The 18336-nt window shown below is 33.2% G+C and carries 13 protein-coding genes; 6 read left to right on the plus strand and 7 right to left on the minus strand.

The genetic code is table 11. The features are described 5' to 3' along the window. Positions 1–23 precede the first annotated feature (23 nt). Positions 24–1427 carry a dihydrolipoyl dehydrogenase gene (gene lpdA / locus QYS48_RS04520; protein WP_308357696.1) on the plus strand — a complete coding sequence of 468 codons (1404 nt, stop codon included), beginning with the start codon at positions 24–26 and terminating at the stop codon, positions 1425–1427. Between the two features lie 63 nt (positions 1428–1490). Here lpdA and QYS48_RS04525 read toward each other — a convergent pair whose 3' ends face one another. From QYS48_RS04525 to QYS48_RS04550, 6 genes are all read right to left on the minus strand, one after another. After that, on the minus strand, positions 1491–2096 hold the full coding sequence (locus QYS48_RS04525; protein ID WP_308357697.1) for a YkgJ family cysteine cluster protein: 606 nt from the start codon (positions 2094–2096) through the stop codon (positions 1491–1493). 73 nt (positions 2097–2169) lie between these two features. Next, complete coding sequence (locus tag QYS48_RS04530) at positions 2170–3429, minus strand: pitrilysin family protein (RefSeq protein WP_308357698.1); 1260 nt, start codon at positions 3427–3429, stop codon at positions 2170–2172. 31 nt (positions 3430–3460) lie between these two features. After that, positions 3461–4633 carry a type IX secretion system outer membrane channel protein PorV gene (porV, locus tag QYS48_RS04535; RefSeq protein ID WP_308357699.1) on the minus strand — a complete coding sequence of 391 codons (1173 nt, stop codon included), beginning with the start codon at positions 4631–4633 and terminating at the stop codon, positions 3461–3463. Between the two features lie 25 nt (positions 4634–4658). Beyond that, complete coding sequence (gene porU / locus QYS48_RS04540) at positions 4659–8033, minus strand: type IX secretion system sortase PorU (RefSeq protein WP_308357700.1); 3375 nt, start codon at positions 8031–8033, stop codon at positions 4659–4661. Positions 8034–8074: 41 nt separating this feature from the next. Further along, complete coding sequence (gene pssA / locus QYS48_RS04545; RefSeq protein WP_308357701.1) at positions 8075–8758, minus strand: CDP-diacylglycerol--serine O-phosphatidyltransferase; 684 nt, start codon at positions 8756–8758, stop codon at positions 8075–8077. A 6-nt stretch (positions 8759–8764) separates the two neighbouring features. Continuing rightward, on the minus strand, positions 8765–9409 hold the full coding sequence (locus QYS48_RS04550) for an MBL fold metallo-hydrolase (protein WP_308357702.1): 645 nt from the start codon (positions 9407–9409) through the stop codon (positions 8765–8767). A gap of 134 nt (positions 9410–9543) precedes the next feature. Between QYS48_RS04550 and QYS48_RS04555 the strand changes: the two genes are divergently transcribed. Genes QYS48_RS04555 through QYS48_RS04565 form a run of 3 tightly spaced genes read left to right on the plus strand, consistent with a single transcriptional unit; the run spans position 9544 to position 14752 of the window. Next, on the plus strand, positions 9544–10602 hold the full coding sequence (locus QYS48_RS04555; protein WP_308357703.1) for an FAD-dependent oxidoreductase: 1059 nt from the start codon (positions 9544–9546) through the stop codon (positions 10600–10602). 1 nt (position 10603) lies between these two features. Next, a complete protein-coding gene (locus QYS48_RS04560; protein WP_308357704.1) occupies positions 10604–13864 on the plus strand; it encodes a hypothetical protein in 3261 nt (1086 codons plus the stop codon). 9 nt (positions 13865–13873) lie between these two features. Beyond that, the gene (locus QYS48_RS04565; protein ID WP_308357705.1) at positions 13874–14752 is read left to right on the plus strand and encodes a YicC/YloC family endoribonuclease; all 879 of its coding nucleotides are present in this window, start codon (positions 13874–13876) and stop codon (positions 14750–14752) included. A gap of 39 nt (positions 14753–14791) precedes the next feature. Here the strand turns inward: QYS48_RS04565 and QYS48_RS04570 are convergent, their stop codons facing one another. Continuing rightward, positions 14792–15292 (minus strand): DUF6702 family protein, encoded by a 501-nt coding sequence (locus QYS48_RS04570; RefSeq protein WP_308357706.1) that lies wholly within the window; start codon positions 15290–15292, stop codon positions 14792–14794. 85 nt (positions 15293–15377) lie between these two features. Between QYS48_RS04570 and QYS48_RS04575 the strand changes: the two genes are divergently transcribed. Together QYS48_RS04575 and QYS48_RS04580 are read left to right on the plus strand one after the other, a co-directional pair. Beyond that, positions 15378–15965 (plus strand): HupE/UreJ family protein, encoded by a 588-nt coding sequence (locus tag QYS48_RS04575; RefSeq protein ID WP_308357707.1) that lies wholly within the window; start codon positions 15378–15380, stop codon positions 15963–15965. A gap of 20 nt (positions 15966–15985) precedes the next feature. Then, positions 15986–18295, plus strand: coding sequence for a M1 family metallopeptidase (locus QYS48_RS04580; RefSeq protein WP_308357708.1), 2310 nt, complete (start codon positions 15986–15988; stop codon positions 18293–18295). The last annotated feature ends 41 nt before the right edge of the window (positions 18296–18336 follow it).

Below are 18336 nucleotides of genomic sequence, written 5' to 3' on the forward strand. Positions count from 1 at the left end.
CTTAGTACCTAAAATAAAAAGAAATGTCAAAATACGATGTAACAGTAATTGGTTCTGGTCCTGGTGGTTATGTGGCAGCTATCAGATGCGCACAACTAGGCATGAAAACAGCCATTATTGAAAAATATAATACTTTAGGAGGAACTTGTCTTAATGTTGGATGTATCCCATCAAAAGCTTTATTAGATTCTTCAGAGCATTACCATAATGCTGAAACTACTTTTAAAGAGCACGGGATAAACCTGAGCAACCTGAAAGTAGACATTAAGCAGATGATCAACCGCAAAGCAGATGTTGTGAAACAAAATGTAGACGGTATTGCCTTCTTAATGAAGAAAAATAAAATTGATGTACATACTGGTGTTGGATCATTTAAAGATAAAAACACTGTTGTTGTTACAAAATCTGATGGCAAAACGGAAGAACTCAGCACTGACAAAGTAATTATTGCAACAGGCTCAAAACCTATAGAGTTGCCATTTGCTAAATTTGATAAGAAAAGAATTATCAGCAGTACTGAGGCTTTAGAGTTAAAGGAAGTGCCTAAACATATGATTCTTATCGGAGGTGGTGTAATCGGCTTAGAATTAGGCTCAGTGTATAAAAGAATTGGTGCGGATGTTACTGTATTAGAATTTGCTGACAGCCTTATTCCTACTATGGATGGAAGCATGGGGAAAGAAATGAAGAAGAGCATGAAAAAGCTCGGAATGGATGTAAAGCTAAAACATAAAGTAACTAAAGTTGAAAATAAAGGAAAAGAAGTAGAAGTTACTTTTGAGACAGATAAAGGAAAAGAAGAGACTATCAAAGGAGACTATTGCTTAGTGGCAGTGGGTCGGAAACCTTATACAGATGGGTTAAATCTTGAGGCTGCTGGCCTAAAAACTGATGATAAAGGTAAAATTTCAGTTGATGATAATCTCAAAACTGAAGTTGATAATATTTATGCAATCGGTGATGTCGTAAGAGGTGCTATGCTCGCACATAAAGCTGAAGAAGAAGGTGTTTTTGTAGCTGAAACTATGGCCGGACAAAAACCTCACATTCATTACAAATTAATTCCTAATGTAGTGTACACTTGGCCAGAAGTTGCGGGTGTTGGCTACACTGAAGAAGAATTAAAGGATGAGGGAAAAAAGTATAAAACTGGCTCATTCCCATATAAAGCATTAGGTAGAGCTCGCGCTAGTATGGATTTGGAAGGTTTAGTTAAAGTAATTGCTGATAAAAATACAGATGAAATTTTAGGTATTCATATTATTGGAGCTAGAGCGGCTGATATGATTGCTGCTGGTGTAACTGCTATGGAATATAGAGCTTCCGCTGAAGATGTTTCTCGTATGTCTCATGCACACCCTACTTATATGGAAGCAGTTAAGGAGGCTTGCCTAGCCGCAACAGATAATAGACCTATTCATATGTAAAATAGGCTTTGCAGTTTTAAAAAATCCCGATAAAACTATCGGGATTTTTTTATTTTGAATCTTTTAAGCTGCTCCTTTGCCTGAAGAATAAGGTCGATAGGCATAATATTGCATCACAGTTTCTAATGCTATTTTAATAGCCTTATTTATGGGTAATATATCCCTGGCTAACTGAAAATCTATTTGCATTAATTTCTGATAGTATTCAGTAAACACAGGTACTTTTACATTATTTTTCAATAAAACGATAGCTTTAGTATAATTTTCAATCTGGCCATCTTTTATCAATTTGCAAGTTAATAGTCTTAGTTCTCCGTACTTATCTCGGTTTGCGCCATAGCCAAACAATCTACAAATTAATCCTCTGTAAGGATATTCACTGCAACTGCCTTGGTTTTGATCTAGAATTGACAACGGACTATAAACTATGCAGTTTAAGGATTGATTATTTTCAAGCTTATCATAAAATTCTTGTGCTCGGCCAGTTTTAAACCAATGAAAAGCAAGTGGCAAAAACTCCAGTGGACTTGCCTCTATATCGTGTTTATTACAGCATTTTCCACATGAAGAATAACAATATATTCCCGTAAAACTTTTAAAATGGGATATCTCCTGATCGAGGCTACTGAATAATTTTTCAACCGCCTCAACTTTTTGTTTGATGGTCATATTTTGAACACAAATGTAATCCTAAAAACGATGGCTTAGATTTACATCATCAAAATATTTTTTTCGAGTGAGATTAAGCGACCTTAATCACACAATATTCTTCAGAAAAATACTTTTTACTGATTTCTAAAATCCTTTCAGCCGTGATATTTCTGATACTTTTAACATAGGCATCAAAATAATCAATGTAATCAGCACCCTCTGATAGCTTAACTTTGTAATTCTCTGATTGGTGAAAAACCGTATCCAAACTACTGGCTATTTTACCGAGCATATAGTTCTTAATGGTTTCAATCTCCTCCTCCGGCACCCGATTAGTTTTTAGATCTTCCATCTCATGATACACTTCCTGAATAGTGTCCTCAATGTGGTCAATCTTCACATCAGCTCCGATTATATGATAATCGACATGCTTATAATTGATTAAAACAGAATAAATACCATATGTGTATCCTTTATCTTCTCGAATATTCTTCATTAAACGAGAACCGAAATATCCGCCTAGTATTTCATTGGTAATAGATAAGTCAAAGTAATCTGGATGGTCTCTAGGAATAGAAATAGCCCCCATTCTTATAGAAGCTTGAACAGAGCCCTCTCTTTCAATCTTCTTTTCCTCTAAATTGGGATTAAGTTTACCTGTATACTGCGGTTCATTTGGTTTAAATTCCAGGTTACCAAAATACTCATCAAAGTAGTTAAAAATATCTTCATCAAAATCACCTGCTACAATAATATCAGGCTGAAGAGCAAAATACTTATTAAAATAATTTTCTATATCTTCCTTATGAATGGCATTTAACTCATCTTCCTCAAGTATGCTAGCATAAGGTGTTCCTTGTAAAAGGTTTTTCCTAAGATTTCGAGTAGCGATTAAAGAGTTCTTTTGATTATTAACCCTAATTTTTTGAAGTTGCTGAAGCTTTATTTTTTCAAAATCCTTATCTTCAAAAAGCGGTTCTTTGATAGCACTTTTTAGAACAGGCAATAAGGTATTTATATGTTCTTTTAAACATAAAAGACTTACGGTTGTATAATCATAATCTACTGCAAAATCCAGATGCGCTCCATAATGATCTAACAATTCTTGCAGCTCACTTCCAGGGTAGCTCTTTGTTCCCTCTACTAAAACCTTTGCACATATAAGCGATTCCCCTGGTTTATTATCATTTGTTCTTCCAGCAGGATATAGTATATCAATTTTTAAAACAGGATTAGTATCATCCTGAATAATATGAACTGAAACATCATTTGAAAGCTTTTTAACTTCAGGCTTTGTTAATGATAAATCCTTCAGCATATATGCTTTTGGAGCAACTTGTCTATTAAGCATAATGAATTTTTAAATGAAAATTTACTTGGAATTACTCTGCAACAGAGGCTTTTGCAATCCCTAAGTTTTCAAATTTGAAAACCGCTGTGAACCTAAGCGTTTCTGCTAATGGATTGTTTTGCTGAGTTGGGATTAAGTAAGAAAAATCTAAACCTAACACTTGGTATCTGAATCCTAATCCAGCAGTGAAATATTGTCTACCTCCTTTGGTAATATGTTCGTAAAAATATCCGGTTCTGACCGCAAAAATATTATTATACCAGTATTCTACACCTGAAGAAATTGTAATTTCTCTTAATTCTTCTTGAAAACCAGCAGGTGCGTCACCAAATGAACCAAACATACCTTCAAGTAGAGTTGCTGGAATAGTATCTCCTTCATTAGGTGTAGGAACCATTAATTTATTAAAATCAACTGAAATAGTTAATTTATTATAAGGATCCAAATTAGAGGTAAAGGCTGATCCTATTTTCAAATTAATCGGTAAGAACTGTTCATTATCATCTCCACTGTACGAAACCTTATTAGAAATATTAGCGATCTGCATTCCTGAAGAGAACTCAGAATCCTTTCCACTAAACAATAATTCTTTTGTATAGAAAATTCCCAAGTCAACCCCTACCGCTGTTGCTGGGCTTGGATTTGATTGATTATTATTCGTGTAGTTTCCAAATAAATTAGACCTAGCAAATTTACCTGTCAAAGACGCACTTAAATTATCGCTTAACTTTCTGGAATAAGCAGCAGAAATTGAAAAATCTTTTGGAGAAAAATCAGTCCCTGTATTACCATCATCTGTGAAGAATATATTTCCTAAATCGAAATACTTCATTGATAAGCCAACTACTTGCTCTTTGGATATTTTATAATAACCACTTAAATATGAAATAGACATATCCGTAACGCCTATACTCATTAACCATGGGGAATAAGAAATAGAAGCGCCAATTTCATTATCAACAAATGCTAATCTAGCTGCATTCCATTGCATAGCATTAGCATCAGCCGAAAGCGCTACGCCCACGTCTCCCATTCCTGCAGAACGGGAATCGGGTGATATTAATAAAAAAGGCATAGCTGTAGTGATAACATTTCTTTCAGCATCTTGCCCAGAAATTGTAGTAGGTGGACCAGTAATTTGGCCTAAAGCTTGGGTTGATAAAACGGTTAAAGCCGTTAAAAATATTAATTTCGCTGCTCGCATTTTATTTTGGTTTACTCAAATATACTTAATTGATTATAATTAGCTTTTTAATTTGGTCAGTTTTTGCATTATCTTCTACAGAACGTACAAAAAGCCTGACAAAATATAATCCTGGTGAAAGTTTTTCGCCATTTTGGTTTCTTAAGTCCCATTGATCTATTCTGAAGTCTTCATTAGTAGTGTATTCATGGGAATACACTAATTGACCCTGGTTATTTATGATTTGATACTGAACCATAACCTGCGCATTTTTTCTATTCTGACGTAATCGAATATTAACATTGGATTGGGCTGGATTTGGATATATAGCAAAATCTAACAATTCGATATCGTCCTCACCAATTACCTCAAACTCTATGGTCGCTTGTGATTTATTATTATAAACATCAGAGGCTTTAATAGTTATGTAATGATTCCCCTCTTTTAAATTTTGTAGATCATATTCAATGGTCCCCTCTTGGTAGGAATCTTTATCGTAATAGAAAAAATCATTAAGTTTTATATCTTCCCCACCATCAATTGAATAGGTAATACCTGGATTCACATTGCTATTTGAAATACTTATTCCATGCTCATCAAACAAATCTACTATTAAAGTAGCATCATTCCCTACTCTATTACCATTTTCAAATTCTCTATCATTTAGGTATAACGCCAAATCAGGACCAGCAGTATCATTATTTGACATGAGAGAACTACCTCCTACAATGAAATCATTATTAAAACCTGATGCATCTTCTAATTGATTGTCATTCTTCGCATAAAAACTAAACTTGCCTTTATCAATGCGGTAATCTATTTCAGTGGGAACATAAAAACTGAAGCTAAATTCCCCATTTTGAATACTTGACTTCCCTCTGTAGATCACTTGATCAAATGTCATAAAGTTAAATTCACTTTCTGCTTTATCGATTGTAGAAGATGCTTGGGGCTTATCATAAAGTTCAATGGTTAGTTCACCATCAAAATCTGACATGATTTGTTTTAGATTGTTCTCAATTAAACCCGATACTGTGATTTTAGACATACTTTTAAGAGTATCCGTTTCACCCTCTTCATTCATAATATTGGTAATTTGAACATTACTTTCAGGTTCAGCCAAAGTTACAGCTGGATCACCTAGCAAAATAAAATTTCGGTTCTTAACCCCTACAATCCCTGAGTTTTTAGTTTGCCTAATAATATCCCCTAATTTTTTAGGTTTAGTGTTTTGAGATTTAAATACATGTTGAAAAAAAGATCGATTTAAAGTGGCATTTGAACTTGACTCCACAGGCCTTGAAGTAGTTAATAATGCAATAGCACCACCATCAGGTTTAAGTAACATTCTCTGAGCGCCTGATTCTATATTTGGATTATCAAATCGGCCGAATTCGCAAGTTGCTGTGACAAATAGCGGCAGTTTATCAATATTATTCCATTCTTCAACCATGCTTACATTAAGAATAGATTCATTCGTCCAGCTACTTTCCGAACCATGACCAATGTAATTCACTATTAATGCGCCCTTATTTGCCATATCATTTATGGCTTCTCTCATTTTTGGTGAACGCTGTGTACTGGCAAAAACTTCCTGTTCAAATGCTCCTAAATAGAGTTTGTTGATATTATAAAATCCAAAATTATCAATTACATATTTACTTAGTTCTTCTGAATCACGATGAAAAATATTGCCATCTTCATCATCTGCAATGAAATAAATATCATTTCTCCATTTGTTAAAGGCTTGAGGATTCGTTTCATAGTAAATTATTTTATTTACTGCGTCCGCAGCTTCCTTTTTTGTTTTTGCGGGTATTCTTCCAATGCCTAGGTCAAGCTCATCAATATTATTCGATTCTTCTGCCCAAAAGCCTTCATTTTGATTCATGAATCCATAAAAATCATCAGAGGCATAAGTAAAAACCGGATGTAGCGAATTTCTAGATTGATATACTGGGACTAAATTAGTGTTATTAGCTATTCTATCTTTAAAATCATAGGATGATGCACCCAAAAGAAGCACATATTTAAGTTTGTCTGGATTTTTTAAATAGTAATAGCGGATATAATTTCGGATGGCAGAAACGTCTCTTCTACCTGAACCAAACTCATTAAATATTTCAGAAATTTTAGCTACCTCCACACTAAAATTATTATGATTTTCTCGATATGAAGCTAGCTTTTGTGCACTTTCATTAAAGCCGTCAAAAGTAATGACTAAATAATCGGGAGAGGTAGATTTCTTTAGATTTTGTGAATTTAATGTTCCTATATATTCCGGGCGTAATGCAGAATTAGCATTAAAAGTTACGAATTTTCTTTCCCTTCTCTCCTCAGTTTGAGAAAATTTAAAAGACCCATTATTCATGATTAATTCCTTAGAATTAATAGGGTCACTCACTTCCCATACATAATGATCATTTGAAAGATTACCTATTTTTAATTCATAATTACCAATTTGCTGAAATCCCCTATTTCTAATTACGATTTGGGAATTTAAAACATTCAACTTTTGAGGAACCGTTAGAAACAAATAATCCAGATATCCATCAGACCTACCAGCACCCAAAGCTTCATGTGTAAGCGAAATATTTAATTCTAATCCTGAAACTAATGAGCTTGCTATTGTTGATCGGTTTTCAAGCAATTTGCCTTTTTCACGATATGGAAAGATTGTAAAATCTGATACTCTTTCAAGTGACTCACTGGCTAACTCATATTCATTTAACCTGATTTTTAGATTTGCTTCATTATAAGTTTGTGCTAAATAGTGAGTAGTAAGGCTTATTTCATCAGATGAAGCAATATCATTATTTAATTCAAAAGTAAAATCTTGAGTTCTATTTATACTAAAAGATTCACCAAACCATTTTCTTCCAGATCTTAAAATATTTACTTCATCTACTTCATGAAAATAAACAGCATCATACCAATTAAAACTTTGATCTACATTGATATTTTCTGAGCTTATTGAAGCAATTGAATTGGTTTGTTCTGCATTTATATCAATAAAAAAGTAAATTGAATCACTGTATACATTATTGCTATACTCATAAAATTCATTTTCAAAATTATAGTCGATATTATCTACAGCATCAGCATAAAAATAAACCGCTTCATTCTCCTCAAAAACAGCATTTGTATTGGCCTTAACTTTTATAGCTAAAGGTTGCGGATCATAAGGATAATCTATGGAGTTTGATTGTGGAATATGACCTCCGGGCATTCCATAAACCTGAATTTTATTAGGATTTATTTCAGAAGGATTTTCTCCTGCTGCCTCTAAAAATTGAGAATCAATTTTATAAACTCCTTCCGTTGAAGTAGCTACTTTTATCATCCCATTCTTATTCAAAACGGATTGAGCATACAAAATTTGTATAAAAAGGGTCAATATGATAGTGAAGGAGATTCTCATTAAAACTCTCAAAACAAAGTTCTAACAGTGTTTTTTCCAAATTAATTTCTGGAGAAGAATGAATATTTTATAATTGATAAAATGATATAAATGAGGATAACGATTGGAACAGCTGAAAATTGAAAAATTGCCACTAAAATTATAGCCATTATTATAGTCAGGTATCTGAAGATGTTATCCTGCCATTTCAAATTTTTAAACTTCAGTGCAATCATTGGGATTTCTGCCACAAGCAGATATGAAAAAAGAACCGCTATTATAATTAAGCTAGCTGTATCAAACAGATATTTCGAGAAAAAACTACCTTTTAAAAAAATCAAAAAACCTATGAATAAGGCATTAGCGGGAGTTGGTAAACCTATAAATTCATCCGACTGACGAGTATCAATATTGAATTTAGCTAATCTGAATGCTGAAAAGACTGCTATTAAAAAGGCAATGAAACTCCATACCTCAGCTTCATTCAATTGAAGAAATTGAAAAAGTATGTAGGAAGGTAAAAAACCAAAAGTAACCATATCAGCTAAAGAATCTAATTGTTTTCCAATTTCAGAATGAACCTTGAGCAATCGTGCTAACATTCCATCTAAAAAATCAAAAACAGCAGCCAACACTATGCAAAAAGCAGCCCATTCGAATTCAAACTGACTAGTAAAATAAACTCCTACTGCACCAGTAAATAGATTCGCTGCTGTAATAGCATTAGGTATATTCTTTTTTATCATAGCAGTTTATTTTATAGCACAAAAAGGGTTTGATGCTTTCTCTTTTCCGAGTGTTGTAGTTGAACCGTGTCCACAATATACAACTACCTCATCATCATATTTAAATAGTTTATTTTGAATACTACTGATTAAAGTATCGTGATCACCACCAGGAAGATCTGTTCTACCTATGCTACCATCAAATAAAACATCCCCTCCTATAAATACTTTCTCTTTTTCATTCATTAAACCAATGTGACCTGGAGCATGGCCTGGTAAAAACAACACCTCAAATTCTATATCTCCAATCTTGTGAATATCGCCTTCTTTAAGGAAGATATCAGGTTTAGAAATTTGATAATTGGCAAATCCATATGCGGCAGAATAAGTAGGGACTGCCTCTAAAATCGGTTTATCCTTCTCATGCATATATAGCTTTACACCATATTTATCCTTCACAAATTGGTTTCCTAAAACATGATCAATATGACAATGTGTATTTATTAATTGCTGAACATTCAAGCCTTCATCTTTTATGAAGTTTACCAACTCATCTTGCTCATAACCTTCATAACATCCTGGATCTATAACGGCAGCATTTTTATTATCATCATAAACCACATAAGTATTCTCCATAAAAGGATTGAAAACAAATTGCTTAATGTGTATCATATCTCTATAGTTTGATGCAAATTTGTTGAAATTAAAGCTGATTGCCTAAAATATATTTAATTATAGAAGGTGATTTGGATTGAAACAATCATAGTCTTTAATAATTTAATTCTTTTGAAAAGTAAAATTTCGTTATGAAAGTTGATTACATTATAGTGGGTCACGGAATTGCTTCAGTTTCTGTAGTAGAGCATTTAAAGCTTCATAGAAAGTCGTTTGTTGTTATTTCAGAAAATAATCCTAATTCTAGTTCAAAAGTTGCAGCAGGTTTATACAACCCGATTACCGGAAGAAAAATGAAAAAAACCTGGTTAGCAGAACAGTTATTCTCCTATCTGGAAAGCTTTTATAGTAATTTAGAAAAATCATTAAATACTAAATTCTTATATGACAAAGCCATATATCGACCTTTTCTATCTTTAGAAGATCAGAACGATTGGATGGCTAGAGAAGATGATGCTACAGCATTTATAAAGCATACTTACACCAAATCTCATTTTACAAACTTTATTAAAGATCCATTTGGAGGCGTATTATTGAAGCATAGTGGCTTTTTAGATGTGAAAACTATGCTTGAAGCTCATCAGCAGTATTTAACTTCCATTAATGCCCTCATTGAAAAAAAGTTTGACTACAAAAGCCTGATTATAACTGATGATACTATTGTATATCAAGAAATTAAAGCTCAAAATATAATTTTTTGCGATGGACCCCTAAGCGGAAATTCGTATTTTGATTGGGTTCCTACTGCACCAGTGAAAGGCGAGATTTTACATATTAAAACTGAAAAAGCTTTACCGGAAGATGTAATTTTTAATAGAGGAGTTTTTGTAGTAAAAAATACTCATCAAGACTATTACAGAGTGGGTGCTACTTATGAATGGAAAAATCTTACATATGAACCTACTTCAAAAGCTAGAAATCAGCTTACAGAAAAATTAGATGACCTACTAAATGTAAAATATGAGATTATAGATCAAGTAGCAGGAATTAGACCTTCAACAAAAGATAGGAGACCTTTAATTGGAAACCATCCTGCTCATAAGAACGTTTTTATATTCAATGGATTAGGTACTAAAGGTGTATCATTAGCCCCATATTTTGCTAATGAGTTTGTGGAATCAATAATTAATTCAAAAAAATTAAATGATGAAGTAAACATTAAACGTTATTATCCATTATATTCAAGTTAGTATGAGATTAAGAACCTTTACATTCATTTTATTAATAGTAAGTATAACTTTTGCAAGTATTACGCCTCAAGCTTTACGAGCACAAAACAGTGAGGAAACATTTGGTAAAAGTAGAATTCAATACAGATTTTTCGATTGGAAATATTATAGCACTTCTCATTTTGATGTTTATTATTACTATGGTGGACAAAAACTTGCTAAACAAGTTGCTAGCACTATAGAAGAGGATTTCCTACGGATTACAGACATCATGGGTTATGCACCTTATAGTAAAACCAAAATTTTTATTTTTAATAGCAATATTGATTACAATCAAAGTAATGTTGGACTCAATGAGGCTCAGTTTGACATAAGTGGACAAACTAATTTCCTCAAAACTCATTTAGAAGTTGCCTTCTCCGGTTCATTCGAAACACTTAGGAAAGAAATTAATTACAAAGTTTCAAAGCTATTCATCAAAGACATGCTTTTTGGCGGGGGCTTAGTATCTGAAGTTTTCCAATCCAATTCATTGTTTACAGTGCCAGAATGGTTCATTAATGGCGCAGCAGCCTACATAGCGTATGGATGGAATGCAGAAATGGATGATTTCGTTAGGAATTATTTAATTGATCATAATCCCTCAAGCATTGAAAATTTGGAAGGAAAAGAAGCTGAACTAGCCGGTCAATCACTATGGAATTTTATTTCAGAAAAATATGGAAGAATTAATATTTCAAATACTCTCAACCTTACTAGAATTATAAGGAATGAAGAAAAAAGTATTACCAACACCTTAGGAATACCTTTTAAAGCCTTTTTAAGTGAGTATAAATATTTCTACATTAATAACTTCACCAATATGGATACAGAAGAATTATCTTCTAAAAATCAAATTTCCAAACCGTGGATAGGTGAAGTAAAATACCAAACTAAAATTAGCCCAAATGGTGACTTCTTAGCATATTCAATAAATAACAGAGGGCATTTTAAAGTTAAACTTAGGAAGATAAGCAGCGGGCAAGAAAAAGTTATTTTTAGAGGGGGACAGAAAAGGTTAGAAAAATCTGAAGAAACTTTTGCTCCAGCTATGGACTGGGGTGATAGTGCTACTTTGGGTATTGTTAGTTACAATAGAGGTGTAAATCTTCTTAATCTTTACAATCCTTATACTGATAAAATTCAAAAACGTGACTTAAGAAAATTTGATCAAGTGAATCAAATTGACATCTATCCAAATGGTAAAACAGCGGTTGTAAGTGCTAATATTAATGCTCAATCCGACCTTTATTTAATTAGTACAGGAAGACCTAATATCAGAAGATTAACTAATGATGTTTTTGACGATTTATACCCTGCTTTTATTCCAGATACAAAACGTATCGTTTTCTCAAGTAATCGAAAAACTGATAGTGTCTCCATAGATTATGGATATTCAGACATGGTAAGAAATTTTAACTTATTTGAATATGATATTGATAAGCCAAATGAGCTTAAACAAATTACCAAAGACTTCGGAGAAAATACTCAAATCGTAATTCCAGATAGTTCTACCCTCTTTTATGTTAGCGATAAATCAGGCATTAACAATCTGTACCGATTCGACCTAGAAAAAGAGACCTCTACCCAAATTTCTGCCTATGGAACAGGGGTTCAAAATTATGATCTCAGACCTGAGCTGAAACTCTATTCTGTAGTTCTGAATCAAAATGATACTGAAAAACTCTATCTAAAAGATGATTTCAGTGCTAATGAAGCTAAGTTTTTACCTTCCACATTAAGGAAGCAAGTTGAATTAAGCCGAAAATTAAATCCTAATCCAAGTATCAAGAATCAAGGGGCAGGGAAAAGCAATAACTTAGAAATACCCAAGGATAAAAACTTTAAAGAGGATTCAAATCTATCTAGTCTTCAAAAAAAGCTTAATCAAGGAAATGAAAACTCTACCAAGCTAGATGCAGATAACTTTGAATTTGAAGCACAAAAATTTGAACAAGACAAAGAAGAAAGCTCACTTTTAAAGAATTTAAGCAAACTAAGAAGTACTGCAAGCTTAATGGGGCCTTTTGATTATGAACCTACCTTCACAACAAATAATGTTACCGCCTCATGGAAAATCGATCCATTAATAGGACTTTCCATGTATTCAAGATATCAAATGAATGACTTAAGGGAGAATAATAAATTCTACGGAGGATTTGATTTATCTCTACAGGATTTTAGAAGCGGTTCTATTTTTGGCGAATACCAATATCTTGAAAGATTGGTTGATTATAGTGTAAGGTTTGAAAGAGATGTTTATGCTACAAAACTTAATGACAGATTTACAGATCAAACTTATGCATTAAATAACATCAGTTTTGGTGGGGCTTTCCCCTTTTCAAATAATAGTAGAATAAGTGTTAAGCCTCATGTTATCTACAGACAGTTTATAGAAAGTAGCTTTAATGTTCTGACTCAAGGTAACAATTTGGCTAAAAGCCCACTTTCAAATGATTGGCTTTTTGGAGGTAAAATCGAATATATCTATGATGATTCAGAACCCATTGGTTTAAATATGCGCCAGGGTTTAAGAGGAAAAGTTGCTTTCGAGAATTATACAAGTGGTTTTGCGGCAGGTCAATCATTTAGTAAAATTTATTTAGATGTTAGAAACTATCAAAAGATATTTAGAGAAATCACATTTGCCAGTAGACTTTATGTTGGCGGATTTTTAGGTCAGAATTCACCCTATTTTATGTTAGGTGGAGTTGAAAACTGGGTTTTCAGAAGAATTAATCAGCCCGCTTCTGGAGATGAAGTTACAATAGAGGAGAATCCTTTATCAATTACTTCATCTGAAAGTCCTATCTACAATGAGAATTTACTTTTCCATGAATTTATAACTGGCTTAAGAGGTTTTCAGCTAAATGAATTCAGCGGCAAAAATGTTATCCTCTTAAGCAATGAATTAAGATTTCCTATTTTTAGAGTGTTAAGTAATAATTCAATGAATTCTACTTTTGCTCGCAATTTCCAAGTTATAGGATTCTATGATATAGGAACGGCCTGGTTAGGAGGAAGCCCTTGGGCACAAGACAATAGTATAAACCGCCAGAATATAGAAGCTGATAATTTCAAAGCTGTTATTAGAAATTACAAAAACCCTTGGTTATCTTCGCTCGGATTAGGGCTTAGAACAACTTTATTAGGTTATTATATAAGATTAGATTACGCCTATCCTATTGAAGATTATATTGTTCAAGACCCCAAACTTAGTTTAAGTATAGGATACGATTTTTAATATTTTTCCATGATCAAATCAATGACTGGCTTTGGTAATGCCGAAGCACAAAACGAGAATATTTCTGTTGAAGTAGAAATTAAAACACTCAATTCTAAATTTTTAGATTTATCATTAAAACTCCCTAAAACTCTTAATGCACAAGAGATTGAAATTCGAAATGTTATCAATAAGAAATTAATTAGAGGAAAAGCTGCTGTCAACATAAAAATCAGCACTAAGAATAAACAATTAGCATTACCTAACATTGATCAAGAATTATTCACGGCTTACTATGAAAAGCTTTCAGATCTTGAGGAGACTAATGGAAGAAAGTTTAATGACCTTATGAAGATGACCTTAGAGGCTCCAGAAATCATGAAGTTTGAAGATGAGAACCTTTCTGAGGAAGATTTGAAATTAATAAATGATACGCTAAATAATGCAATAGATAGCTGTAATGATTTTCGTAAATCAGAAGGTCAAAAAGTAGGTTCTATTCTAGGAAGTTATGTGGATACCATAGCAGAAAAATTAGAAAATGCTAAAATAATTGAACCTCAAAGGTTAGAGAAAATCCGAACTAGGCTACAAAACAATATTAAGGAACTTACTCAGTCGGTTGATTATGATCAAGATAGACTGGAACAAGAACTTATTTATTACTCAGAAAAATTAGATGTTCATGAGGAAATGGAGAGATTAGCTATTCACTTAAAATATTTCTCTGATACACTTAACAGTAAAGCGGAATCTCATGGCAAAAAACTAGGGTTTATCAGTCAGGAAATAGGTCGTGAAATCAATACTCTGGGATCAAAAGCAAATGATTCAGACTTACAAGAGCAAGTGATTCAGATGAAGGAAGAGCTTGAAAAAATTAAAGAACAATCTTTAAATGTTTTATAAAATGAAAGGCTTGGCACTAAAATACCAAGCCTTTATTTTTTAATAATAATCAAATTCTACCTCCTGGGTTTCATCCCCATCAACCAGCCTAACTGTTTTGATCTCTCCTCCCACTTCTGTATGGACTAAATTCGATTGCGTATCAAATTCATCGAATAATACAGTATTTGTAATTTTAAAAATATTCGGCTTTCGTACTTTGTATATCTCTTGGTAAATCCAAAGCACGTTTTCTTCTAGTTCACTACCGATATAAGTGATCTCTTGTAGTTTCCCATCTATCTCAACTGAAAATCTTTTTGAATAATAATCTTCTAACATCTCATCAATTTCAGCCGTATTCTTCATTGCCAAAATATCTAGATTTACATTATAATGCTTGTTCAAAGTCTGTTCGAAGTCATCTACGAATACCTTATGCATGATTTGAACAGATTTGGTTTCTTCTTTATAGACCAAATCAGAAATGGAAACATAAAAGGGATGAACAACTCCGCTAAGCACCCATAAAAAACCGATTATAAAATTGCTATATATCATTTTAAAAAGTCTTATGTCTGTTTTGCAAAATTATGGTAATATTATGGTTTCTAAACAAATTAAACTGAAAATTATATAGGTGGATATGTCTACTTTTAAAGCCTACTTTCTTGAAGGATTTCATCATATTTTAGATGTTAACGGATATGATCACATTTTATTTGTTTTGGCCTTATCAGCTATTTACTTAATGAAAGATTGGCGCAAAGTACTAATCTTGATTACAGCTTTTACTATTGGTCATTCCATAACGTTGGCACTTTCCACCTTAAACATTGTAGAGATTAAAGCAGAATTAATTGAATTTTTAATTCCAGTTACAATTTTCATCACTGCCTTTGCCAATCTATTTAAAAAAGAGCGAAGTCTTAAATCAACCAATAGCATGCAATTGAATTATATCTTTGCATTGTTGTTTGGGCTGATTCATGGCTTAGGGTTTAGTAATTACTTAAAAGCAATACTAGGTAAAAACAGTTCTATTGTAATGGAGTTATTAGCTTTTAACATAGGACTTGAGATCGGTCAAATTATAGTAGTACTTAGTTTCTTACTTATATCTTTTATCTTTATAGACATATTAGGAACAAAAAGACGAGATTGGGTGCTCATCATATCAAGTGCTATTGGTGGAATAGCCATTACAATCATGATGGAAACGAAATTTTGGTAAGTTTTAAATAATAAAATAATATGAAAAGACTATTTACAGCCTTTTTGGCATTTTTTGCTTTTGCTGCAACTGCACAAGAGTACCAAAACCAGGGCAAATTCGAGCAGTTAGATTATATGTTAAGGTCACCGAATGTTTACAGAACAGCTTCTGGTGCACCTGGTCATATTTATTGGCAACAAAGAGCTGATTATAAAATTGATGTTACATTAGATGAGAAAAAGAATCAAATTAAAGGTTCTGAAACCATTACATATGTTAACAATTCACCTGATGAATTAACTTATTTATGGGTACAGCTTGATCAAAATATGCGTGCTAAAAACAGCATGACGTATGATGTAGCTGAAAACAGTGTGCCTGATAGAGCTACTGAAGGGCAAATTGACGGAATGATGGGCTATCCAGATTATGATGGGGGTCATAAAATTCAAAAGTTAGTTGATGCTGAAGGAAATGATATGGAATATACCATCAACAATACTATGATGAGAATTGATTTAGAAGAGCCTTTAAAAGCAGGTGAAGAAATCTCTTTCTCAATTGACTGGTATTATAACATTAATGACAGAGCTAGAATGGGCGGCCGTGGTGGTTTCGATTATTTCGAAGGCGATGATAACACCGTTTATACCATCACGCAGTGGTTTCCAAGAATGGCAGTTTATAATGATTTTGAAGGATGGCAAAACAAACAATTCCTTGGAAGAGGTGAATTTGCCCTACCATTTGGTGACTATGAAGTGAATATAACAGTTCCTGAAGATCACATTGTCGCTTCTACTGGTGAATTGCAAAATGCAGAAGAGGTTTTAACTGAAGATCAATTGGAAAGATGGGAGAAATCAAAAACTTCCGATGATCCTGTTTTAATCGTAACAAAAAAAGAAGCTGAGAAAGCAGAAAAAAGTAAAGCTTCAGGCACTAAAACTTGGACTTATAAGGCTGAAAACGTCAGAGATTTCGCGTTCGGATCATCTCGTAAATTCATTTGGGATGCAATGGGAGTTGACATTGAAGGCAGAACGGTAATGGCGATGTCATATTATCCTAAAGAAGCTTGGGGTTTATGGGATAAGTATTCTACAAGAGTAGTTGCTCATACCTTAAAAGTATATTCAAGAATGACTATTCCTTATCCTTATCCAGTTGCTATCTCAGTTGAGGCAGCAAATGGTATGGAATATCCGATGATTTGTTTCAACTACGGTCGTCCTGCTGAAGATGGCACTTATTCTGCAAGAACTAAATACGGGATGATCGGTGTGATTACGCACGAAGTGGGTCACAACTTCTTCCCAATGATTGTTAACTCTGATGAGCGTCAGTGGACATGGATGGATGAAGGTTTAAATAGCTTTGTTCAATTCATTGCTGAGCAAGAGTGGGAACCCAATTACCCAAGTAGAAGAGGCCCTGCTGGAAACATTGTTTCTTATATGAAAGGAGATAAAGCAAATATACGCCCTATCATGACCAACTCTGAAAATATCATTCAGTTTGGTAATAATGCTTACGGAAAGCCAGCTACCGCTCTAAATATTTTAAGAGAAACTGTGATGGGAAGAGAGCTTTTTGATAAAGCCTTCAAAACTTTTTCTGAAAGATGGGCATTCAAACACCCAACTCCTTCAGACTTCTTTAGAACAATGGAAGATGCTTCTGCAGTTGATTTAGATTGGTTCTGGAGAGGATGGTTCTACAGTGTTGATCATGTAGATATTGCAATAAATGATGTTGAATGGTATAAATTCGATTCAAAAAATCCTGATGTAGAAAACAAAATTAAAAAAGAAAGAGCTGAAGCTGGTAGTTACCATGTAACACCAGACAAAAACGAAGCTGCGGGTATCACTACTGTAGTAGAGAAAAACCCAGAATTAAAAGACTTTTACAACTCATATGATCCTTATAGTGTGGATAGTGATGATAAAAAAGCATATAAGACTTTCAGAGCTTCATTATCTTCAAAGGAAAAAGAGCTTTTAGATGGTGGATATAATTTCTATGAAATTCACTATGAAAATAAAGGCGGTTTAGTAATGCCAATTATTCTGAAAGCAACATATAAGGACGGCAGCACTGAAACAGTAACTTACCCAGCCGAAATATGGAGAAGAAGCGAAAATAAGGCTACAAAAGTTTTCATCACTCAAAAAGAAGTGGTTCAGTTTCAATTAGATCCAAAAAGAGAAACAGCTGATACTGACGAAGAAAACAACTATTGGCCACCAAGAAATATTCCTAACAAATTCGAATTATATAAAAGAAGAAATGATACGCCTAGAGGTCAGTCGCCAGCTGATAACGAAATGAGTAGAAATAAATAATAGGAATAAAATATCAGAAAAAACAAAAAGGCAGGGAACCA

This window comes from Marivirga arenosa, from assembly GCF_030503895.2.
Taxonomy (GTDB): Bacteria; Bacteroidota; Bacteroidia; order Cytophagales; family Cyclobacteriaceae; genus Marivirga; species Marivirga arenosa.